Below are 21,719 nucleotides of genomic sequence, written 5' to 3'. Positions count from 1 at the left end.
TACTTTTTATTCGATTCTAATAATTCTTTGCAAACATACGAGGGCTCGAAGACGGGAGGTGCCCCTCTCTTGACCCAAGGCTCACGCCTTGGGCTATGATCTGCCGCCCTTACAGGGCTTTGGGCGGTTCGCGAACCGCCCCTACGACGACATTGTTCTCACCGTTAAATCATCATTTATAGATCCGTTCAAACATCAATCGTCTGGATTCTTCCAAAGGCATCCCGTTTGTCAAAGCTTCTTTCAGCGACATGACGGGATATGTTCCCTCTGCTTCTTCCGAATGCCCTCTATGCAGGTAGGTCACCTCCGGTTCACGCAAAGTATGGGATTGCTGTATTTCCGGCTCCGGACGATAAATATTCTTCTTTTTCATCTTCGACATTTCAGATTTGATTTTTTACAAATGAACAAATTAATAATCAATTAATCAATTAAAAAATGAAATATCTTGAAACCATTCTCAACTTCCTCACCACCCTCGCCCGAATCATCTTCCCGCGACGGAAAAGACCGGTTACCGGTGACAACCTTTGTCCTGATCCTCTGCCTCAGCCTCCTCAGTCTCCTCTCCCTCTGGAAAGGGGAAACGGAAATAGCCCTGACAGCCTTAGGCGCAATCCTCTCCCTCCTGCCCACCCCGAAACCTCCGCCCTCGAAGCCGACTGGCTCGGCCTCTCCGGATACACACTGATGCTGCTGGGTGGCACGGGGTATTTACTGAAATATTGGTTGTAGTTTCCCGAGGGGGCTTTGCCCCCTCGGCTTGTTATTGCTAAAAAGTAACCTTATCCGGATCCATACGTGTATCTTCAAAAGCCAGGATAATAATGTCATGCTCTTCAATCTCATAGTACAGGATATTTAACGGAGTCACAACACACTGTCTTATTTCCGGATAACGAATATTTGCCTGGAAAGCGAATGGATAATCTTGTATTATATTAAAACAACGTTCCAATTCATCTATCAAATTGTTATAGCATTTTATACCCCAGGCATTTAACACCTTATCACATACATCATCAATAGACTTCTGAGCTTTAGGAGTAATGACTAAATTATACTCCATCTTTATACTTTTTCATGAAGTCCGAAACCGGAATAGCCAATCCATTCTTATATTCTTCCCGACTTACTTGTATATCATTCAATATATATTCAGGTATTTCCCTTGATGAAATATCCCTTTGATATGAGACAATAGGTTCCTGAACGGAAGAAGAGCTCTTTTCCGGGTATTGATATTCTACATTTTTTTTCTTCATAGTCATAATTATTTAATATTTAAAGTGTCGGAACAAATATAGGAACTATTTTCGAGATTATGATTCTCATTTCTACCTCTTCACAAACTCCAGCACCTTATACACATATCTTAATGACAGAATAAAGCGGTTGGTATAGATATTGTTTTCACGGAATGCCCGCAGATGTTCTTTCATGATCTGCAGGCAGGCAGACAGCCCGGAGGTACTGACTCCTCCCATACGCATCGTCACGAAATCCATCGGCAGATAACGGACACGTATCCGGTGGACAAACAGATACCGCAGCAGCAATTCAAAATCCGCACATATCCTATAGTCCGTCTTATACAACCCTAACCGCTCATAGCACGAACGCCGCACATAAAACGAAGGATGGGCGGGCATAAAGCCAAGCCGCATCAGCCAGCAACGAAAGACCCTCGAGGAATAATACCTGACACATTTCGTCAAGTCCTCCGGATAGACATAATGGATATCCCCATACACCGCCTCCAGCGTCTCATCTTCCTCAAACGCCTCCGCCACCTTCTCCAGCACATCCGGCGCAGTAAAGAAATCATCCGAATTCAAGATCCCTACCACCTCCCCGGCCGCCATCCTGATCCCTTTATTCATCGCATCATAAAGCCCCTCATCCTTCCCGCACACCACCTTCCGGCACACCGGACAAAGCGCCCCCTTCCCCTCATCCACCCTTTCCACCACCTCCAACGTCCCATCCGTCGACAGCCCGTCCACAATAATATGTTCAACCTCCCGATACGTCTGCCCATTCACAGAAAGCAACGTATCAGAAATAGTCCGCGCACTGTTGTAGGCGGGGGTGATGAGGGAGATAAGCATGGGAGAAAGATTAAAGTTGAATCTTATAATATGTAGAAATATAGTCCTTCATTTTTGTTTTATCAGAACCACATATCTTTTTAATTTCAAATATTTTAGCATCGACGAGGGTACGGTACCACCACCCTTGAAAGAATGTCCAGATAAATCCGATCTTTCCATCCAAACAAGCTCCTTTGAGAAAATAACGATAACAGAAATAGAGAAATGAACGTACAAACAAAGGTTGTTTCACATATCTATGCTTCATTGCCCTCTTATGTATAGCCTGCTCCGTTAAGTGTCTATGTTCATCCTCCTTAGCCGCACCTGTCAGATCATATTCCATATCCAGCAAATCAACAGCTTCCCGGATAGCATAATCAACATGCTTATGGCAGAACCAAGACAGATTATTCAGGTTATGATCCGCAAAATCATATTCAAATTCGACAGCCTTTCCTTCTAACAACTGGATATGTTCATCCATCAGGCGTTGTTCGCACATCCCTTTCCCATACCGGAACAACCGCAACAATTTAACCGGATAAATCCCCCTCTTCATCCACCGGTCCATGAAGATATGACGACGTTTAAGAATCACCCCTGTCACACCCTCATCCATAGCCGGCAGCTTTTCTTCCATCTCCGCAATCAATTCAGGCAATAAATATTCATCCGCATCCAGACGAAGCACCCATTCAGTCGTAACAGGAGCATTTCCCAACCCCCAATTAAACTGTTTGGCATAATTATTCTCCCATTTATGCTGAAGAACAACCACTTGATTATATTCTTTTGCAATCTCCAATGTTTTATCCGTCGAATAGGAATCGACTATATAAATCGCTTTCGCAATAGATTTCACATTCTCCAGGCAACGCCGGATATGCAGTTCTTCATTATAGGTCAAGATAATAACGGACAGGTCTAACATGGTTCGTTTATGATACGTTCCTTTATAAATTTAGCAGGATTCCCACCGACGATGGTCCAGGGGGCGACATCCTTGGTGACAACGCTTCCTGCGCCAATCACAGCCCCATCACCAACTGTAACACCCGGTAAAACAAGAGCTTTCGCTCCAATAAAGACATCCGAACCGATCATGATATCACCAACCATCAGAGGTAGTCTTCGTGAAGACAAATCATGAGTTCCATTACAAATATACGAATATTGAGACAAAACCGAACGTTCCTTGAAAGTAACAGGTCCTAAATTATAGACCTCGGAACAAGGTCCCAAGCATGACTTATGTTTCATCGTCAGCAACCAGGGAATATAAATACGAGCCGAAGAAAAGATAAAAACCTGTTCTAAGTTAGCCCCGAACAATCGAAGCAGAAAGAGACGCCAGAAATTCATTTTTTTGGGTGTCCATCGAAACAAAAGTAACCAAACAATATGCCACACTCGAATACCTAAAGCTTCTTTCAAACTCCAGGAAGAGGTGTAGGCATCGGGTTGGTGTTTATCTTTCAGCCAAATCTTTTTCATTTATATTTTTTATCTAACATCATTTGATTAAAATCCTGCAAATATGAATCTGCTATATTTGCCACAGAAAATCTTTTAGCTGTTTTGGCAGCATGACATCCAATATCTTTACATAATTCTTCATTCTCAATCAATTGTTTCATCAAGTACGACAACCGTTCGACAGCCCCTTTCTCTCTATGGTCAAAAATAAACCCGTTTATACCATCCTCAACAAAATCCTTAAAACAATCCAAATCGGATACAATTACAGGACGTCCTAATGCCATTGCTTCCAATGGTGCAACACCAAAAGTCTCACCTTTTTCCGCAACAGAAGGATAGCAATAGATGTCGCAGGAAGCAACCGTCTCAGATAATAGCCTGGCATCAGAAATGGGATCAACAAACTTAATTTTTCTATGGGTCAACGATTCCAAATATCGTCGGTATTCATTTCCTCCACCTCCCATCTCCTTAGAAACTGTCCCTACTAAAACAAGCGCGAGATTATCATATTCAGCCAAGAGGCTATTATACGCCTTTACCAAAATATCCAACCCTTTTTCAGGATGAATACGACCATGATACATAACAACAATCATACCATCTGCCTTATCTCTTTCCGTATATGAATACACTTCCGTATTTACCGGATTGCTAATGACTTTTATCTTATCAACCAGATTGGGAGCCTGTTCTATAAGAACCTTTTTTACTGCTTGAGAAACGCAGGATAAACGATCCACAGCTGGATAAAGCCCAAACTGTCCCTTAGGCATTCTTTCAACATTGTAAACTGAAACTTTATATTTCTTCCGGAAAAGGCCACACAATGCAGGAGTCCAGAATGTGTTCATGACCAAAATATCACAAGATTTCATTTTCAGCAGAGCCTTCAACGAATAAATAAAATCAAGTATCAAATCCAGAAAAAGCAGTCCACGCCTATATCCTTTTACAAATAGATAAGACACCCCATGTTCAACCAGAGTATCACTTTCTTTGATATTTCCGTTGGTCTTTGATATAAAACAAACATTATGCCCCTGTTTTACAAATTCAAGACCAATATCATACCAAAGTTTTTCCACGGCCCCTATACCTTTCGGAGGAATATATCCGAAAGGACTTGTTATTATTGTTATTTTCATTCCTGATTATTTCTTAATACACATCCGACAGGTTAAAAAAGTATTCAATAACCAATGTCGAAAACCAAAAGACTTAGCACGCCAAGTTCTTATATTCGACTTTCCAAAAAGATTATAGAAGTCTTTTTTTCGAACAAGATGTATAGCATCCCGATCCGTACGAAAAGGTAAATAAAATATAGCAGGATCATCTATAATAGAAAATGGCTTAGAAAAGAAGATAAGCCTTATTTTCATTTTTATTTTTTCTATCATGCTTAAATGATCCATTGAATTCGGTAAATAAAACAAGAAATCATATCGTGGACATTCAATTATATTTACACCTCCATCAAAGGTTAATTTATTATATACATGATTCAGAAAACTCAATGGTCTTGAAACATGTTCTAACACATACGAATGAATCACTATATGGAATTTTCCATCCATCTTTTCCACGTCTCCGATGAAAACCTGATCTGAATATCGCTTTAACCAATCTATATTTAATGGAGTGACGTCTTGAGACGTCACTCGTACGCAGCTGCGTACGTTCTCTGATTCCAAGAATTCACCTAATCCGGATTTACCAGCACCTATTTCTAATATCTCTACAATTTTATTTGTGTTACTATAGTGTTTAATGTATTTCAAAAGAATTTTCCATTGCTGCGTATGATAAGCAGGGGTTACAAATGCAGGATATGTACTTGCTGCTTCATAATACTTCTGCATTCTTTTTTCCAATACGCTTATTTCAGTTATATTATCTTTTTCAGTTAAAAGCTTCATTATATTTATTATTAAGTCATTTCATGATTCAGATTATTTCAAATAGACAAACTCAGGTTTCTCGCCTCCATATAAAATCCACTCATATAACCGCTTCATCTTACCGGCAACCATTTCTACGGAATAATTATCTTTAATCAACTGCTTACCCCGCTCTCCCATCGCCAGCCTTTCTTCTTCAGTAGTATTCAATGCCTCCTGGATCGTCGCAGCCAAAGTATCCACATCATTATCCACCCACCAACCGCAACGATGCGTGTTGAGCTCTTCCCAGGGGGTGCCTTTAGAGGCGATGACAGGGACACCTTTTACTAATGCTTCAATAATAATATTACCAAAGTTTTCAAAATTACTGGGAACAACCAAGTAAGAAAGAGATTCTAACGCTTCCTCTTTCTCTTTACCACTTAAGAAACCGGTAAAAATAACGTTATTTAGTTGTAAGCGTTTTACTTCTTGCTGTAGGTATTGCATATAACCAGCATCCCCATCTCCAATAACCAAAACCTCCACATCTTTACACTGTAAAGCATTTACAGCATAAAAGATACGTTCCACATGTTTACGGGGATGGATACGTCCTAAATAGCCTATTCTCTGTTTATCCGGCAAAAGCCCCCCTGTTTGCCGATTACAGGATTTAATCGGATTAGGAATAACGGCAATAGGAGACTCAATCCCCATATTTCGCAAATGCCCCATCTCTTCCATACAAGTAGCGTGCAAGCAAGCAGCCTTTTGTAAATCCGATTTCAGATATAGCCACAACGATAATTTCTTAATCATTGCAGACTTTTCAAAACACTGCGGATATAACATTCCTCTCAACGTTATCACATAGGGCTTATGTTCTTTTCTTGCCCATGAAGCAGTACAGACAGATGGATATTGCCAGATGCCCTGAATATGATAAATATCCGCCTGTTCCTTTTCCAATGCCTGACGAAAAAGAAAAGAATAACCAAACCGTTGTTCTTTCGGACGTGGAACCAAATGGATAAATAGAGAAGAATCTATCAATTGGTCCTTTCCCTTATCTATATCGTATGTCAATATAACAGAAGACAAACCAGCAGCAATTTCACCTTGAACAGATAATAGAGTGCTTAAGGCAGGACCACCCGATAAAACTCCCATAGAGGGGATTGTATGTAGAATGTTCATTTTTTATTTAAAGCCAAAGCAACTTCACTGATAATATATCGATTTTTCCCACGATCATTTTCAATTTTATCCATACATTCAAAGCTTATAGGTATCTCATTTTTAGTCTTTAACGATAGTTCTTTTTTTATCATTTGAATTACATGCTCAACTTCCGTTTTATTCATTTTGTTTACAACTACATAAATCGTCACAGCATAATTTTCACTCTGATATATTCTAAAATTATACACAAAATCAGTATAATCATCAAAAATGGTACTCAAATATGCACTTTCTAACATAAGTCCAGACGGAGTATATATTGAATCAGATGTACGTCCCACCACCTTATTAAGTAAAGGATATGGTAACCCACAATTACATTTACTTAAAGAGAAACTACCTGTATCTCCCAATCTATATTTTATTAAAGGGAATACCCTGCCTTCCAAATTTGTAATTAAAATATCTCCTGATTCTCCAGGTTTTAAAAGAGTCTTATCTTTTTTATTCATTATATCCACATGGACATAATCCGAATTTACATGAAAGCCTTTACAATGGGGACATTCTATTGCTATATGTGCAACTTCACAACATCCGTATTGATCCATCACTTTACAATTAAACGCTCTTTCTATTTTTTTTCGTACAAAATCTAATAAGGGAGCAGATGTAGACCAAATCAGACGGACAGATTCAATATGGATATTATTTGCAAGAATATAGTCTACAACTTTTTCGATCCCCCCGACATATCCAACAATCCATTTTGTTTGCTGTGATATTAGTGAATGTACAAATTCACTAATATCTTCTTCCATAATGGAAGAAGCATTTAAATAGGCTCTACGAGTAGGCCACCACATGCAACGATTAATCAGCTTACTTAAAAAAGTTGAAGGAACAGAACGATGTATAATACCAACATGATCGGCAGGCGAAACTCCCCACCAACGAAATGCCCTCCAACCCAATATTTCAAAATGAAATCGCTTATCCGTATATACTTTTAAAGGCATCCCCGTTGAACCTCCAGTAGTTGCAACTCCAACATATTTCGAAGGGACACTAACATCTCTTATCTCTTCACGAAACTTTCGGACATCTTCTTTTTCCAATATTGGGACCTTGTTCCAATCCTCCTCTGTATGCAACATGGAAGGGTTAAAGTTGTGTTCATCATAGAAACATTTATAAAAAGCAGAATGATTGTAAGCATGTACCACTATCGATTTTCTTTTTTCCCAATTGAGATCTCTCAATTCTTCATAGAATAAAGTGTCAGACAATAATGCTTTCTCATATTGTCTCATCGCAGCCTTCCTTAAAAGCTTATTTTTCAACCAAAAAATTGATTCTTCCATAAATATCATAAAATACTTAATAATGTTTGAGCCACAATCTCCGGATTAATCCGCATAGACAATTCACGACTTTTATACGACATTCGTATCAATTCTTTATCAGAAGTAGCAATCAACGATTGAAGAGCCTCACGAATGGAAGAAACATCTCCCGGAGTAAACAAATGACCGTTATAGTTATCCAAAACAAAATAAGGAACCGCTCCACAACGATTTGAAGATAATATTGGCAATCCTCCTGCAGCAGCTTCGTGTAAAGCTAAGGACCATTGTTCAAAAACAGAAGGAATAATAAAGGCACCTGCATGTTGCATTTCAACAGCCAGTTCTTCTTGTGACATGAAATCTTTGATTTCTACTTCTGGAAATTCATTCAATGTGTCACGTAAAGGACCATTCCCTACTAAAGTAAGTATCCAGCCCTTTCTATCTGATATAGATTTCCATGCATCAAGCAAAAAAGATAAACCTTTAACATCAACAAAACGCCCAATAAATAAAAGTTTATGAGGATAATGATTTTGCTTCAAATCAATATCTACTGACATAAATGTTGATACATCAGCTGATAAATTATGCATAAGAATATGTTTTGTATCAAATCCTAATCGACGAGCATATTCATATTGCCAAACACCAGACACAAATAAATGGCTAAACCAACGTTTATGTCTAAATGGAGAAAACAGAACATTCAACCATTGTTTTCCTCCTCTCCATTGGGTATCACTCCCCGCTACAATTGGTATATTACATTCCTTACGGAAAGAACTGACTACTTTACAATACAATTTATCAATCCAACCGGAAACCCAAATCAGATCAGGTTCAATATTTCGAACTTGATTTAGTAAGGAAAGAGAATCGGAGAATGAATCACGATCATAATAAATGACATTTGGTAATTCGGGGGGAACATAGGGTGTGCTACACTTTGTCCATCTGACAATATGGACAACACAGTCAATTTGCAAAAGCTCTTTTACAACTACAATGTTGTAAGGCATCAATGCTGAATAAAGAAGCACAATCGTTTTCATATATCAAGAAGCAAATTTATTATAAGCCTCTATTCTCTTATTAATAAAAAATCCAATTATCAACCATAAAAAAAAACACTTTGCACCAGGTCCAAATGGAGCCATAGCTTCAAATAAACCATCCATATAGTAAACCAACAATAATATAAGACAAGAAATATCTATTGGATTTGCAAAATCAAAATATTTTCTCAAGACAAAGTAAAACCATAAAAGGAACAAAAAGACAGGAGTCGCTCCAATAATGCCTACTTGTAAAAGAGTTATCAAATAAAAATTTTCGACAAAAGTAGAAGAGCCACCTATTAATGCATAATCATTAAAAATCATAAAGAAATTTTCAATCATCCAAAGCCTACCAGTAGAAATTGTATTTAAGTCTGCATCAATCTGATTATTCAAAAATATTTTATTAAAAACCAATTCAGGGTAATAAGGAAAACACACACTCAATAAAACAACAACAGACAAAAATATACATACATATTTTTTCATATATTTATTTTTACTATAATATAAGACAGCAAAAGCAGGAACAACCAGCGCTAAAATAGTAGATCTACTTTTCATTATCAAAATCATATATATAAAAAACGAAAGAGTTATATATTTCAAAAATATAGTTATTTTAAGTTTTGGAATATACAGAAATAACACTAAAATAAAACAAGTAAAAATTATTTTTGAAGCAGAATTTTTTGCTTGATATAAATATGAAATTGAGTCTAAATCTACCACATAAAAAACAGTGTTTTTTATGATTATAGAAAAAACAGATCCTCCTATCAAAGCAGCATATACAATAGCTTTAATAAAGGACCCTTCTTTTATTATATTAGCCAAATAATACCCAAGCAAAAACATCGACATAGAAATTGAAAATCCTTTAATACAAGAAGACACAGGAAACACATAAAAAAGCGAATTAAACAACAATAAAAAAAACAAATACCCCCCAAAACAAGCCACAGGAATACATATATTAGTATTCATTTTAAATGCATTTAAGAATAAAACACATAAGAATAATGGAATCCAAATTATCACCCCACAAATATTTAAATCACGTTCAACAAAGAATGGCAATTGAGTTATTATAGTCACTATTATAGCAACGAACAAAACAAATTCAACAAATTTATATCTTACACCATTCATAAACGACATTCACTTTTTAAGTCTATATCCATTCTCATGCAACAAAGACAACATTTTTTTTACTCTATTATCCCAAGATGCATATCGCAATGCAAAACGATAATTATTATCGACCAAATTTTGATAAGTTCTAATATTAGACAGAATAAACTCTATTTGGGATGGAAGATTATTCCAATCAACATCAATCACAGGATTATATCCTGCAAAGTCTATTAACTCTTTAGGAGCTCTTCCTAATATCAGCGTACGGGATAGCATACATTCCCAATATCGTTGTGTCATTGTTTCTATATTTTTAGCTTGCAAAGGATGCGTATCGCAACGAGGAAAACAAACCGTTACTTTTGCATTAGAAAGTCCGTGAGTTAAAGACTCAAAATCAGGAAAAAGCAATCCATCTTCAGGAGTCCGAAACAGATGCTCTTTTAATAATGGAATTTGTGTCTTATCTATCAACGTATGAAATTTTGTATATATACGACCTAACTCTAATAAGTCTATTGTACGATTTTCCAATATGTCTCCTTTCTTATATCCTGTTAAATCGATTCCTTCTAAAAGATGAAAACACTTAATCTCCGGTATTTCTTGTTCTATCATTTTTGCAACTTGAGATTGAGTAAAGAAAGCATATTTTACATGATGTCTTTTCAACGAAGCAACCAACCGAGGCCAATACTTAGGCCAAGTATCCCATAGAACTGGGATTATTTCACAATTATAGGCAAAAGGCCATGCAAACGAATCAATATATCCTGCTCCTAAAACAATTAAGGCTTTATTTTTAAACGTTATATGAGATATATTAAAAGAGACTCTTAATTTTGCTATAGCCAATCGAACAAGCCAGTGGATACTCAGTCCTTTCTGAACAGTAATATTCTGTCTTAAGCATGATTTAAAAAACCATAAAATAAAAAATTGATAATTCCCACGAGATATGTAGGGGCTTAACACACGAATATACTTCATTTTTTACGCGACATTGAAATATGCATATTTATTATTCTATATTGCATAAAATATGGAATTTTTAAAATTATTGCATACATAATATTTTTTATCAATAATGGCCTTAATTGTATTATATTTATCTGATCATTTAAAATACTTACAATTTTATTTGAATATATTTTTTTCTCTTCAATACTAATATTAGTAGACAGACATATTTTCAATAATACACCATATGTATATCTTATAGTTTTTGATAAGAAAAAACCTCTTAAATTAGACTTTATATATTTTCCTAATAATATTCTTTTAAAAGAAATTATTTCCTCAAATTCTTTTATATCTCTCACACTTAAAGAAAAAGCCCTTTTATACATTGTAGAATTGGGTCTCTCATAATACAACAGTGTTACATGATCCAACAATTTACAACATGATGTTTCATATATAATCTTATCAGTAAATATCTCATCTTCATTTAAATGATGCGGAAAGCAATACAACTGATGATCATGGAGAAATGAAAGAGTGTATAATTTATTCCAAATGCCTATACAAAATCGTTTTTGATATTTATATACTTCATTTGCTAATGCATTTTCGCCCTTTATTTTAACACAATTATACAAGTAAGAGATCTTTTTCCCTTTTAACAAAATATGTTCATACGACCCAGCCACAAAATCTACCGGACCATCCTCCATCATCGCCTTATACAACACCTCTATACAATCCGGTGTTATCTCATCATCACTATCCATAAAGAACAAATACTCTCCCTTTGCATTGTCTATAGCCGTATTTCTTGTCGCACCAAGTCCTATATTATGCGGGTGCTCAATGATCCGTACATCTTTTCCTCGTGGGTGCTCGGCAACGATTTTACGGACAATATCCATACTATTATCCGTACCCCGATCATCCACAATCAGAAATTCGATACTATCAAAAGTTTGATTCAGAGCAGAAAGCAAAGCGCGTTCCACATAAGGCGCCACATTGTAAACGGGCATTGATAAAGTTACTTTATACATGATTAGATTTATTCTTTATATATGAAGACGAAGCAATGCTTCGCGATAGCCTTCTTTTAAAAAAGAAAGGCTTCCTATATTCATTTGTTTTAATATAATACGAGGCCAGTACCAATTGTTATAAGCAGACTGTGCCAATCCGGTAGACAAAACAATTCCCCATAGGCCCAAATGAAGCCATGATAAAGAAATATAGCATCCGACAGTTATTCCTAATCCCGTAAACAAGCAACTTTTAAGGAAGGGAAAATCGTTTCCTGCTATTACAGTCTGACATAAATTCCAGAAATTATGATCCAGCAACCTGAAGCCGGCACAGGCTAACAGAATAGAGGCACCTGGTAAAGTCGTATTTGAACCTATAAACCGAATAGCATAGGGAGCAACTGTTATGAGTAATATCGTTCCTATCACAAAAAAGGAATAGAATATAGTCATTGTATAAGCGACTTCTTTTCTAAACAGTGTTTTGTTATCCGATACACGAAGGGAAGCAAAGCGAGGTTGATAGATCGTGAACATGATACCGGAAATTCCCCCGATCAAACCGATCAACTGTATCATCAAGCCATACGAAGCAACTTCTTCCAGGGAAAGATAAATACCGGCCAGCAAAGTAGATGCACCATAGGTTAAATACCCGGATAATGTGGTTATCCCAAGTTTTTTCGAGTTATGCCACAGGGTCTTAAATAACGCTATCTTTTCTGTGACTGATACTTTATAAGACGATAAAGTTTGTCTTAGTCCTGCTGTAAAATAGTAGCGATATGACAAGTATCGGGTCAAGAATGGATAAATAAAATTAGCTATCACCACCCCTAACAAACCATATCCGGCATATAACAAAACATAAGTAAGCACAATCTTCAAGACATTGGAATAGACCATCGCCTTTTTACTTTCTTTGATTTTACCTGAACCAGTCAATAATGCGCTATAGTAGGAGTAATAAATTTGAAAGAACACACCTGCTGAATAGATCAACCAAATAAGAAGACTGTTCGGGAGATTACTGAAACCGGCTGTCACTTGATAAACGTATCCGGTGCCGGCTGTTAGCATAAGTAATAAGACAACACCTCCCATCAGACGGTATATCCAACGGGCTGTCTGGATCAGTGCGGCTAAAAGAGAATAATTTATTTCAACCTTTACCGAACTGTCCAGTGTTTCTATTCCATTCTTCAACAATCGTTGTGCACCGCTATAGACATACGTTACATTCCGTCCGAATTGGGGAGAAAAACCAAAGTCAACCAAAGTAACCAACTGCCCCACCGAAAGCATCAAATAGTTCATCCCGACCTCTTCAGCAGAAAGCATTCTTAACACCATTGGCAATATAATAATCCCGGATGCAATAGAGAAGAACTGAGCAAAATAGCCCCAAATAATATCTTGTCGACTGACCTTTATTGTCTGAGACATTATTATTCTAAGTCCTTAAAATACTCAATCGTCCTCCTCAGCCCCTCTTCCAGCCTAACCTTCGGTTCCCAACCATTAAGCATTTCTTTTGCCAAAGCAATATCCGGTTTACGTTGTTTCGGGTCATCGCCCGGTAAGGGGCAATGTACGATTTTGGATTTGGAGCCGGTGAGCTCGATTATCTTTTCAGCCAGTTCCAGCATTGTGAACTCGCCGGGGTTACCGATATTGACCGGACCGATGAAGCCGTCAGCGGTAGCCATCATACGGACCATGCCTTCAACCAGGTCGTCCACATATTGGAAGCTACGAGTTTGAAGGCCGTTGCCGTAAATCGTAAGATCTTCGCTTCGTAAAGCCTGCATGATGAAGTTAGAGACGACACGACCGTCGTTCGGGTTCATATTCGGACCGTAGGTGTTGAAGATGCGGATGATTTTAATCCGTACGCCATTCTGACGGTGGTAGTCCATGAAGAGTGTCTCGGCGGAGCGTTTGCCTTCGTCGTAGCAGCTACGAATGCCGATCGGATTGACATGCCCCCAATAGCTCTCTACCTGCGGATGGACAGCGGGGTCGCCATAGACTTCGCTGGTGGATGCTTGGAGGATCTTCGCATTCGCGCGCTTCGCCAACCCTAACATATTCATCGCTCCGTAGATGGATGTCTTCATCGTCTTGATAGGGTTATATTGGTAATGGGGAGGGGAAGCCGGACAGGCCAGGTTGTAGACTTCATCGACCTCGGCATAATAGGGAGTGGTCACGTCGTGACGGACCAGCTCGAAGTTATGACAGTCCAATAGTTGGCGGATATTATCCTTGCTACCGGTAAAATAGTTATCCAGACAAATCACGTCGTTGCCCTCTCTGACAAGACGCGCACAGAGATGGGAACCGATAAAGCCGGCGCCTCCCGTTACTAAAATCCGTTTCATTTTTTCCCTATTCGTGAGTAAACAAAATATTCTTCTTCCAACTCTTTCGCATCATATATGTTACGACCATCGACAATCACATTTCCACGCATCAGGCGTTTGATACATTTCCAACTGGGCAGGCGGAATTGTTTCCATTCGGTGATCAGCAACAGGGCGTCTGCATCGATCACAGCCTCGTACATATCCTTGCAATATTCGACTACCGAACCGATCCGACGCTTACATTCGTCCATCGCCACAGGATCGTAGACTTTGACGGTTGCACCGGTTTTTAATAGTTTGTCGATAACGACCAGGGCCGGGGCTTCGCGCATATCGTCGGTTTCGGGTTTGAAGGAAAGGCCCCACAAGGTGATGATCTTGCCTTTCAGCTCTCCACCGAACAGTTTGTTTATCTTATCGAAGACTATGCTTTTCTGATTTTCATTCACTTCCTCTACCGCTTCTATCACGCGCATATTGTAGCCGTTCTCTTTTCCGGTGTGGATAAGCGCTTTCACATCTTTCGGGAAGCAACTGCCTCCATAGCCGCAACCGGCATACAGGAAACGGTTGCCGATACGGCTGTCCGATCCCATCCCTTTACGGACAGACTCAACATCTGCACCGACAATCTCGCAGAGGTTGGCAATGTCATTCATGAAACTGATACGGGTGGCAAGCATGGCATTAGCGGCATATTTTGTCATCTCGGCGGACCGGATATCCATAAATATGATAGGATAACCATTCAGCAGGAAAGGACGGTACAGACGTTCCAACAGCTTACGGGCTTCTTCACTCTCCACACCGACCACGACACGGTCCGGAGCCAGAAAGTCTTTGACGGCAGCTCCTTCTTTCAGAAATTCAGGATTGGAAGCGACATCGAAAGGGATTTGTACGCCCCGTTTATCCAACTCTTCGCTGATAACGGCTTTGACTTTTGCGGCAGTTCCTACCGGAACCGTGCTTTTGGTGACCAACACAATATACCGGTTCATATGGCGTCCTACCGTACGGGCAACTTCCAATACATATTTCAAATCGGCACTGCCATCTTCGTCCGGAGGAGTCCCGACGGCACTAAAGACAACCGATACCTTATCCAGACAAGAAACCAAGTCTGTTGTAAAGTGCAAACGGCCGGCCTGTACATTCTTTTGTACCAAGCTTTCCAAACCGGGCTCATAAATCGGCATGACACCTGCTTGTAAAGCTTTTATTTTAGCTTCATTAATATCTACGCAAGTGACATCGACTCCCATTTCAGAGAAGCATGTACCTGTCACCAAACCGACATAGCCGGTTCCTACAATCGCTATATTCATATTTTTTTATTTAGACTCAACACTGATGACGGATGGGCATCCCGTACCTTATCGATCCATAGGTTTATACCGGTATAGAGAACGATATCGACCAGGAGCAATACATTACAATTGATATAGGAGACCAACGTCATATTTAAGACACAAAAAGCGCCAGACATAAAAAGAATAGTCAACATCGAGCGACGGGGAGAGAAATCGATCGACAACAGTTTATGATGAATGTGATTCTTATCTGCTATAAAAAGAGGTTTATGCAGGCGGGTACGCAGCAGCATCACCCGGAACACATCAAATATGGGAATCAGCAATGTTGTAAAAGCAACTGTAAAAGTTTTCCCGGAGCAGGGCATCAGTTCCGGATGACAGGAAGAATAGCGGATGATCAAAAAGGCCAACAGATAGCCTAAGGTCAAACTGCCGGTATCTCCCATAAAGATCTTTCTACAGTGTTCGGCCCGTCCGAATACATTATAATAGAAGAAAGGAATCAGAGTTCCTAACACGGTAAAGGCCAACATGGCATAAATCAACATATCGTGATAAAAGAAAAGGCTGCCCATTATTATCAGGGAGATTCCACTTATACCGGAAGCCAGACCGTCCAGACCGTCGATCAGATTGATCGCATTAATAATAAAGACTGTAGCCAGAATGGTAAACGGGATACCGAGCCAGGGTGATAACTCGTGGATACCCAACAAGCCGTACAAATTGTTAATCCACAAGCCGGATAGAGGTAACATACTGACAGCTACGATCTGTATCACAAATTTAGACCGATAGCGAAGCCCTATTAAATCATCTTTTATTCCTGCTAAATATAATAGAATTAGCCCGCATATAAGAAAAAAGAATTCAGGCACTATAAAGCCCAATGATTTCACAGGTAATTGTAAACCAACCAAGTACCTAATACCAACAGAAAAGAAGAGGGAGAATAAAATCGTCGGAAGGAAGGAAAAACCGCCTAAACGGGGAATTGCCTGATTATGGACCTTTCTTTCGTCCGGGATGTCGAATAATTTCTTTCGGTAGGATATCACCAAAATGCGCGGAATTATGATAAAGGATAGTGCTATCGAAACAGATAAACATAACAGTATCAATAAATAAGACATATCAATTAAGTTTTAAGTGAACATGACAAAGTTCGTCAGTCACAAAGGGTGTACTAACTAAAATGACTAAAAAAAACGTTCCTTTTTTTTAGTCATTTTTTTAGCTGATATATCCAAAAAAATTGCATCAAGCCTTATATTTCTTTATTCATTGATCTACAAGTAATATATTGTTATTTTATTTTGGTCGTTCAAAATATAATATCTACTTTTGCAATGACTAAAAAAAAGGAACGTTTTTTTTAGTCATTTCCTAAACATTCATATTCAAGCGCGTAACAGCAAAATACAGCCATTTATTTTAGTACAGCTATATAAAAACTTTCTTTTTATTACAATTTTGCTGATTTCAGAAACTAAATGATAATCCCCAAAAGTACATTTTGAAGACAATCCGGCAAAAGTCGGACTACCTGCTAAAAGCACAAAGAATTTTTGTTTCCAGCTAACGAATAACCAGAAACAAAAACTCTTGTAGATATATATACATTATTATATAAGGAGAGAATAATACTGCGCAAAATCAAAGAAGAATAAAAACAGTAATCTATTTTACCGTATATTCCCCAATCTGCTTAAACCCATTCAAAAACTCCGTAATAGACAGGCGTTTCTTTCCGGCGAGCTGTAGGGAGAGCAGACGGAGATAACCGCCCTCTACGGCGATGTCGACATAGCTTTTCTTGTCTGTGCAGATGGTGCCGACGGGAAGGTTATGGGTGGCGGGATGTTTTTCCGCCTGGTAGACCTTTAAGGCGGTCGGGACGCCTTCGGGCGAGATGATCTCCGTCCAGGCAGCGGGATAAGGTGACAAGCCACGGATGAAATCGTATATCTTTTTCAGAGGCTGATTCCAGTCAATACGACAGGTTTCTTTGAAAATCTTCGGGGCGGGACGGAGTTCGGCTGAGTCTTGATAGAACTCTTCCTGGGGTATGGCGTCAGTCTTGCCTTCCAACAGTAGGTCGACGGTCTCCAATACCAGGCCGGCACCCATCGCCATCAGGGAGTCGTGCACAGTGCCGACATCGTCCGTATCGGCTATAGGGAGGTGTTTCTGGCGGATGATCTTGCCGGTGTCGATCTCGTGTGTCAGGAAGAAGGTCGTCACGCCGGTTTCCGTATCTCCATTGATGACCGCCCAGTTGATCGGGGCTGCTCCCCGGTACTGGGGCAAGAGAGAGGCATGGAGGTTAAACGTTCCCAGACGCGGCATGTTCCAGACCACCTCCGGCAACATACGGAAGGCCACGACAATCTGCAAGTCAGCCTCCAACGCACGGAGTTCGGCGAGGAAAGCTTCGTCTTTGAGCTTTACCGGCTGAAGCACAGGCAGACCTTTCGAGACGGCATATTGCTTGACGGGGCTTGCCTGCAAAACACTACCATGACGGCCTACGGGTTTGTCCGGCATCGTGATCACGCCTACTACATTATATCCGCCTTCAACCAAGGCACGCAGGCTCTCCACGGCAAAGTCGGGAGTGCCCATATATACGATTCGCAAATCTTCTTTCTTCATCTTCTTAATCTCCTGAAAAGTTTTCTACCAGCACTTCGCGGTATGAGTTAAATATTTTCGACTTGGACATAAAGCCTATGTATCGTCCTTCCTCGTCCACTACAGGAAGGTTCCAGGCTTTCGTATCGTCAAAGATACGCATAATCTGCTCCATTGGCGTCCCAACCTGTATCTTGGCGGGAGCCGACACCATGAACTTAGAGACATGGAACCGGTTATATAACTCCGGACGGAACATAATGTTCCGAATATTGTCCAGCAGGACGAGCCCTAACAGGATTCCCCGCTCGTCAATGACCGGGAAGGTGTTTCGTCCGCTCTTGGCGATCACCTTCACCATATCGCCTAACGACATTTCGGGAGAGACGGTGAGGAAATCGCGTTCGATCACACTGTCTGTATTGAGGAGCGTCAGGACGGCACGGTCCTTATGATGGGTCAGCAACTCGCCTTTCTGGGCCAGACGCATCGAGTAGATACTGTGGGGCAGGAACATCTTGATCGTGATATAGGAGCTGACCGAGACAATCATCAGCGGAAGGAAAAGCTCGTAGCCACCTGTCAGCTCGGCAATAAGGAAGACACCCGTCAGCGGTGCATGCATGACACCGGACATGATGCCTGCCATCCCCAAGAGGGCGAAATTCTTCTCCGAGAGATACATCGTAAAGGGGAAAAAGTTGGACGCATGGGCAAACACAAAACCGGCAATACAGCCCAAATACAAGCTGGGAGCAAAAATACCACCGCATCCGCCTCCGGCGTTCGTCGCACTCGAAGCAAAGACTTTGAAGAGCAAGATCAGCGTCAGGAAGAGTTGCAAGCCCCAGTAAGTATCATTCAGGCTGTAGAACATACTCTTGTCCATGATATGGGAGAACTGGCCGTTGAGCAGGGACGAGATCGTGTCGTAACCTTCACCGTAAAGCGGGGGGAATACAAAAATCAATACGCTCAGCATGATGCCTCCGACGAGAAATTTCTTCCAATACTTACCGAGTTTCCGGTACATTCCCTCCACCCTGTTCATCACCTTCGTAAAATAGAGGGATACCAGGCCACAGAACACGCCGAGCAGAAGAACATAGGGTATGCGTTCGATCACAAACACTTCGGTCTGTGAGAAGGGGAACATCGCTTCCGTCCCTGTAAAGATATAGGAGACAGTCGCAGCTGTCACTGAAGTGATAAGCAGAGGCAACACCGACGTCATCGTCAGGTCAAGCAACAGCACTTCCACCACGAAGACCACCCCGGTTATCGGAGCCTTAAAGATACCTGAGATGGCGCCTGCCGCCCCACAGCCGACAAGCAGCATCAACGTCTTTTGCTCCATCCTGAACAGGCGTCCCAGATTGGAACCGATCGCCGCTCCCGTCAGCACGATAGGCGCCTCCGCCCCGACCGATCCACCAAAACCGATGGTGACGGAACTGGCCACAATGGAGGTCCAGGTGTTATGGGGTTTGATACGGCTCTTACGCTGGGAAATGGCATACAGGATTTTCGTCACCCCGTGGCTGATGTCGTCTCGCACGATATACTTGACGAACAAACCGGCAAGCAGGATACCAATCACCGGATAGAGCAGGTAGAGGTAGTTAGCCCCGTCCTGGTTAAAGTTTCCGGTCAACATATGTTGGATATGATGAATAATCCATTTCAAGATAATAGCGGCGGCAGCCGTGCAAATCCCGACCAAAAGACTGACGATCAAGATAAAATTTTTCTCTTTTATATGCTTGTCCCGCCATAGCAGGAACCGATAGAATAATCCTTCGTTTACCATCTTAAATACCTTTACCTGTAATTACTGTTTTAACTGTATAGATCAGAATTGTCAGATCCAGTGTCAGTGACATGTTTTCGTAATATAATATATCGTATTCCATACGCTCTATCATTTTATCCACATTCTCGGCATAGCCATACTTCACCATCCCTAACGAGGTAATACCCGGACGGACGTTGTGCAGCAGGTAATAATAGGGAGCCTTCTTCACAATCTCGTCAATAAAATATTTTCGTTCGGGACGGGGCCCGACGAGCGACATATCCCCTTTCAGCACATTCCAGAACTGGGGCAGCTCATCCAACCGATACTTCCGCATGATCCGCCCGAACGGCGTAATGCGGCAATCGTCCTCCGAGGCAAGCAACGGTCCGTTTTCCTCTGCATTTACATACATGGTCCGGAACTTATACATCATAAACGGCTCGCCGAGATAGCCGATCCGTTCCTGACGGAAGAAGATGGGGCCCGGAGAGTCTTTCTTCACCCGCCAAGCGATATAGGCGAACAACGGCGAAAGGAGTACCAATGCGACAACAGAACAAACTTTATCCAGAAAAAGCTTAATATTCTGTGCGGCAGGCGAGAAATTGTTATCCGTCACGTCGACCAGGGGAATTCCCCGAATGGTCCGGATCTGGATCTTGGACAACATATTGAGACGGTCTGCCAACACCTTTATCGGACGTTTATAACGGTAGAGCGAATAAAGGATACCCAACAGCTCCTTGTTGCTTTTCGACTCGACAGCCAGGACGAACTCGTCGACATTCCCTATATCCATCAGGGCCGGGATATCCTCCACCGTCCCTAAGACATGGGCACGGTCGGCCTTGACAGGGATATTCCCGTTCTCCGATACGAAACCGTAAATATTATATCCCAAGCGGTACAGGTCGCGGGCGATACGGACAGCCTTACCTCCGGCGCCGACCACAAGTACGTTCATCGCCCATTTCCGGCTCTTGATCTTACGGACACCGTCCTGCGTGATCAGCAGGCGCGGGATATAAGTCACGATAAACTGTAAGCCGAACAGGCCGAAAAACAGCTTGTAATATATCTTGAACGAATGGGGAATATCGTCGAGCATCAAGGCAAAGAATACGACAAGCGTACCGATCAACACCGTGATAAACGTCGAAAACAATTCGGTCAGACGGGATTTTCCAAACGGTTTATTATAATACCCGGAGAAATAATAAAGAACCAGCCAGAAAAAAGGGATGATTGCCTGGCCGGTAAGCACACCCGGATATTGCAGATAGTCGAGCAGACTGCTTGCCCCTTCGTCGATGGCAAACACCTCGTAACGAAGGATATTGAACAACAACCATGCAACGGAAGCCGATAGATAATCCGATAATATATATTTCCCTGCCTGCTTGCTCTTCTTCATT

Annotated in this window: 22 protein-coding genes; 1 reads left to right on the top strand and 21 read right to left on the bottom strand. The window is 40.7% G+C overall.

The window, feature by feature from the left end; genetic code table 11:
• Nucleotides 1–172 precede the first annotated feature (172 nt).
• Nucleotides 173–376 carry a hypothetical protein gene (locus DWW90_RS17575; RefSeq protein ID WP_233547797.1) on the bottom strand — a complete coding sequence of 68 codons (204 nt, stop codon included), beginning with the start codon at nucleotides 374–376 and terminating at the stop codon, nucleotides 173–175.
• 65 nt (nucleotides 377–441) lie between these two features.
• Between DWW90_RS17575 and DWW90_RS17570 the strand changes: the two genes are divergently transcribed.
• Complete coding sequence (locus DWW90_RS17570; RefSeq protein WP_122345917.1) at nucleotides 442–738, top strand: hypothetical protein; 297 nt, start codon at nucleotides 442–444, stop codon at nucleotides 736–738.
• A gap of 37 nt (nucleotides 739–775) precedes the next feature.
• Here the strand turns inward: DWW90_RS17570 and DWW90_RS17565 are convergent, their stop codons facing one another.
• The 20 genes from DWW90_RS17565 to DWW90_RS17470 form a co-directional block, all read right to left on the bottom strand.
• Nucleotides 776–1,072: a type II toxin-antitoxin system RelE/ParE family toxin gene (locus tag DWW90_RS17565; protein ID WP_115498776.1), complete on the bottom strand. Its 297-nt coding sequence runs from the start codon at nucleotides 1,070–1,072 to the stop codon at nucleotides 776–778.
• On the bottom strand, nucleotides 1,062–1,268 hold the full coding sequence (locus tag DWW90_RS17560) for a hypothetical protein (protein WP_147382446.1): 207 nt from the start codon (nucleotides 1,266–1,268) through the stop codon (nucleotides 1,062–1,064). The genes DWW90_RS17565 and DWW90_RS17560 overlap by 11 nt, the downstream gene beginning before the upstream one ends.
• 72 nt (nucleotides 1,269–1,340) lie before the next feature.
• Nucleotides 1,341–2,114 (bottom strand): glycosyltransferase family 2 protein, encoded by a 774-nt coding sequence (locus DWW90_RS17555; RefSeq protein WP_122345915.1) that lies wholly within the window; start codon nucleotides 2,112–2,114, stop codon nucleotides 1,341–1,343.
• Nucleotides 2,115–2,124: 10 nt separating this feature from the next.
• Nucleotides 2,125–3,030, bottom strand: a complete 906-nt coding sequence (locus tag DWW90_RS17550) for a glycosyltransferase family 2 protein (protein WP_122345914.1) — start codon at nucleotides 3,028–3,030, stop codon at nucleotides 2,125–2,127.
• A complete protein-coding gene (locus DWW90_RS17545; RefSeq protein ID WP_122345913.1) occupies nucleotides 3,024–3,593 on the bottom strand; it encodes a DapH/DapD/GlmU-related protein in 570 nt (189 codons plus the stop codon). Before DWW90_RS17545 ends, DWW90_RS17550 begins: the two co-directional genes overlap by 7 nt.
• Nucleotides 3,590–4,726, bottom strand: a complete 1,137-nt coding sequence (locus DWW90_RS17540; RefSeq protein ID WP_122345912.1) for a glycosyltransferase family 4 protein — start codon at nucleotides 4,724–4,726, stop codon at nucleotides 3,590–3,592. The genes DWW90_RS17545 and DWW90_RS17540 overlap by 4 nt, the downstream gene beginning before the upstream one ends.
• Nucleotides 4,727–4,732: 6 nt before the next feature.
• Nucleotides 4,733–5,500, bottom strand: coding sequence for a bifunctional 2-polyprenyl-6-hydroxyphenol methylase/3-demethylubiquinol 3-O-methyltransferase UbiG (locus DWW90_RS17535; protein WP_122345911.1), 768 nt, complete (start codon nucleotides 5,498–5,500; stop codon nucleotides 4,733–4,735).
• A 33-nt stretch (nucleotides 5,501–5,533) separates the two neighbouring features.
• A complete protein-coding gene (locus tag DWW90_RS17530; protein ID WP_233547796.1) occupies nucleotides 5,534–6,637 on the bottom strand; it encodes a glycosyltransferase in 1,104 nt (367 codons plus the stop codon).
• Between the two features lie 23 nt (nucleotides 6,638–6,660).
• Nucleotides 6,661–8,013: a phenylacetate--CoA ligase family protein gene (locus DWW90_RS17525; protein ID WP_147382445.1), complete on the bottom strand. Its 1,353-nt coding sequence runs from the start codon at nucleotides 8,011–8,013 to the stop codon at nucleotides 6,661–6,663.
• A gap of 5 nt (nucleotides 8,014–8,018) precedes the next feature.
• Nucleotides 8,019–9,053, bottom strand: coding sequence for a glycosyltransferase family 4 protein (locus DWW90_RS17520; protein WP_122345908.1), 1,035 nt, complete (start codon nucleotides 9,051–9,053; stop codon nucleotides 8,019–8,021).
• Nucleotides 9,054–9,056: 3 nt separating this feature from the next.
• Nucleotides 9,057–10,211 carry an O-antigen ligase gene (locus tag DWW90_RS17515; RefSeq protein WP_147382444.1) on the bottom strand — a complete coding sequence of 385 codons (1,155 nt, stop codon included), beginning with the start codon at nucleotides 10,209–10,211 and terminating at the stop codon, nucleotides 9,057–9,059.
• Nucleotides 10,212–10,220: 9 nt separating this feature from the next.
• A complete protein-coding gene (locus DWW90_RS17510; protein ID WP_122345906.1) occupies nucleotides 10,221–11,186 on the bottom strand; it encodes a hypothetical protein in 966 nt (321 codons plus the stop codon).
• Nucleotides 11,183–12,202: a glycosyltransferase family 2 protein gene (locus tag DWW90_RS17505; protein WP_122345905.1), complete on the bottom strand. Its 1,020-nt coding sequence runs from the start codon at nucleotides 12,200–12,202 to the stop codon at nucleotides 11,183–11,185. The genes DWW90_RS17510 and DWW90_RS17505 overlap by 4 nt, the downstream gene beginning before the upstream one ends.
• A gap of 15 nt (nucleotides 12,203–12,217) precedes the next feature.
• Nucleotides 12,218–13,633 carry an O-unit flippase-like protein gene (wzx, locus tag DWW90_RS17500; protein ID WP_122345904.1) on the bottom strand — a complete coding sequence of 472 codons (1,416 nt, stop codon included), beginning with the start codon at nucleotides 13,631–13,633 and terminating at the stop codon, nucleotides 12,218–12,220.
• Between the two features lie 2 nt (nucleotides 13,634–13,635).
• Nucleotides 13,636–14,571, bottom strand: coding sequence for a UDP-glucuronic acid decarboxylase family protein (locus DWW90_RS17495; protein ID WP_122345903.1), 936 nt, complete (start codon nucleotides 14,569–14,571; stop codon nucleotides 13,636–13,638).
• Nucleotides 14,568–15,884 (bottom strand): UDP-glucose/GDP-mannose dehydrogenase family protein, encoded by a 1,317-nt coding sequence (locus tag DWW90_RS17490; RefSeq protein ID WP_122345902.1) that lies wholly within the window; start codon nucleotides 15,882–15,884, stop codon nucleotides 14,568–14,570. The genes DWW90_RS17495 and DWW90_RS17490 overlap by 4 nt, the downstream gene beginning before the upstream one ends.
• Nucleotides 15,881–17,005, bottom strand: coding sequence for an MraY family glycosyltransferase (locus DWW90_RS17485; RefSeq protein WP_122345901.1), 1,125 nt, complete (start codon nucleotides 17,003–17,005; stop codon nucleotides 15,881–15,883). Before DWW90_RS17485 ends, DWW90_RS17490 begins: the two co-directional genes overlap by 4 nt.
• A gap of 547 nt (nucleotides 17,006–17,552) precedes the next feature.
• Nucleotides 17,553–18,527 carry a methionyl-tRNA formyltransferase gene (gene fmt, locus DWW90_RS17480; protein WP_122345900.1) on the bottom strand — a complete coding sequence of 325 codons (975 nt, stop codon included), beginning with the start codon at nucleotides 18,525–18,527 and terminating at the stop codon, nucleotides 17,553–17,555.
• Nucleotides 18,528–18,531: 4 nt separating this feature from the next.
• The gene (locus DWW90_RS17475; protein ID WP_122345899.1) at nucleotides 18,532–20,316 is read right to left on the bottom strand and encodes a chloride channel protein; all 1,785 of its coding nucleotides are present in this window, start codon (nucleotides 20,314–20,316) and stop codon (nucleotides 18,532–18,534) included.
• A 1-nt stretch (nucleotide 20,317) separates the two neighbouring features.
• A complete protein-coding gene (locus tag DWW90_RS17470) occupies nucleotides 20,318–21,718 on the bottom strand; it encodes a sugar transferase (protein WP_122345898.1) in 1,401 nt (466 codons plus the stop codon).
• Between the last annotated feature and the right edge of the window lies 1 nt (nucleotide 21,719).

Source organism: Parabacteroides sp. AF17-28 (genome assembly GCF_003479205.1).
GTDB lineage: Bacteria > Bacteroidota > Bacteroidia > Bacteroidales > Tannerellaceae > Parabacteroides > Parabacteroides acidifaciens.
This window is presented reverse-complemented; position numbering and strand designations above follow the sequence as displayed.

Coding starts and splice junctions, on each gene's coding strand:
- DWW90_RS17575 (WP_233547797.1), bottom strand. CDS start 376: ATGAAAAAGAAGAATATTTATCGTCCGGAGCCGGAAATACAGCAATCC.
- DWW90_RS17570 (WP_122345917.1), top strand. CDS start 442: ATGAAATATCTTGAAACCATTCTCAACTTCCTCACCACCCTCGCCCGA.
- DWW90_RS17565 (WP_115498776.1), bottom strand. CDS start 1,072: ATGGAGTATAATTTAGTCATTACTCCTAAAGCTCAGAAGTCTATTGAT.
- DWW90_RS17560 (WP_147382446.1), bottom strand. CDS start 1,268: ATGAAGAAAAAAAATGTAGAATATCAATACCCGGAAAAGAGCTCTTCT.
- DWW90_RS17555 (WP_122345915.1), bottom strand. CDS start 2,114: ATGCTTATCTCCCTCATCACCCCCGCCTACAACAGTGCGCGGACTATT.
- DWW90_RS17550 (WP_122345914.1), bottom strand. CDS start 3,030: ATGTTAGACCTGTCCGTTATTATCTTGACCTATAATGAAGAACTGCAT.
- DWW90_RS17545 (WP_122345913.1), bottom strand. CDS start 3,593: ATGAAAAAGATTTGGCTGAAAGATAAACACCAACCCGATGCCTACACC.
- DWW90_RS17540 (WP_122345912.1), bottom strand. CDS start 4,726: ATGAAAATAACAATAATAACAAGTCCTTTCGGATATATTCCTCCGAAA.
- DWW90_RS17535 (WP_122345911.1), bottom strand. CDS start 5,500: ATGAAGCTTTTAACTGAAAAAGATAATATAACTGAAATAAGCGTATTG.
- DWW90_RS17530 (WP_233547796.1), bottom strand. CDS start 6,637: ATGGGAGTTTTATCGGGTGGTCCTGCCTTAAGCACTCTATTATCTGTT.
- DWW90_RS17525 (WP_147382445.1), bottom strand. CDS start 8,013: ATGGAAGAATCAATTTTTTGGTTGAAAAATAAGCTTTTAAGGAAGGCT.
- DWW90_RS17520 (WP_122345908.1), bottom strand. CDS start 9,053: ATGAAAACGATTGTGCTTCTTTATTCAGCATTGATGCCTTACAACATT.
- DWW90_RS17515 (WP_147382444.1), bottom strand. CDS start 10,211: ATGAATGGTGTAAGATATAAATTTGTTGAATTTGTTTTGTTCGTTGCT.
- DWW90_RS17510 (WP_122345906.1), bottom strand. CDS start 11,186: ATGAAGTATATTCGTGTGTTAAGCCCCTACATATCTCGTGGGAATTAT.
- DWW90_RS17505 (WP_122345905.1), bottom strand. CDS start 12,202: ATGTATAAAGTAACTTTATCAATGCCCGTTTACAATGTGGCGCCTTAT.
- wzx (WP_122345904.1), bottom strand. CDS start 13,633: ATGTCTCAGACAATAAAGGTCAGTCGACAAGATATTATTTGGGGCTAT.
- DWW90_RS17495 (WP_122345903.1), bottom strand. CDS start 14,571: ATGAAACGGATTTTAGTAACGGGAGGCGCCGGCTTTATCGGTTCCCAT.
- DWW90_RS17490 (WP_122345902.1), bottom strand. CDS start 15,884: ATGAATATAGCGATTGTAGGAACCGGCTATGTCGGTTTGGTGACAGGT.
- DWW90_RS17485 (WP_122345901.1), bottom strand. CDS start 17,005: ATGTCTTATTTATTGATACTGTTATGTTTATCTGTTTCGATAGCACTA.
- fmt (WP_122345900.1), bottom strand. CDS start 18,527: ATGAAGAAAGAAGATTTGCGAATCGTATATATGGGCACTCCCGACTTT.
- DWW90_RS17475 (WP_122345899.1), bottom strand. CDS start 20,316: ATGGTAAACGAAGGATTATTCTATCGGTTCCTGCTATGGCGGGACAAG.
- DWW90_RS17470 (WP_122345898.1), bottom strand. CDS start 21,718: ATGAAGAAGAGCAAGCAGGCAGGGAAATATATATTATCGGATTATCTA.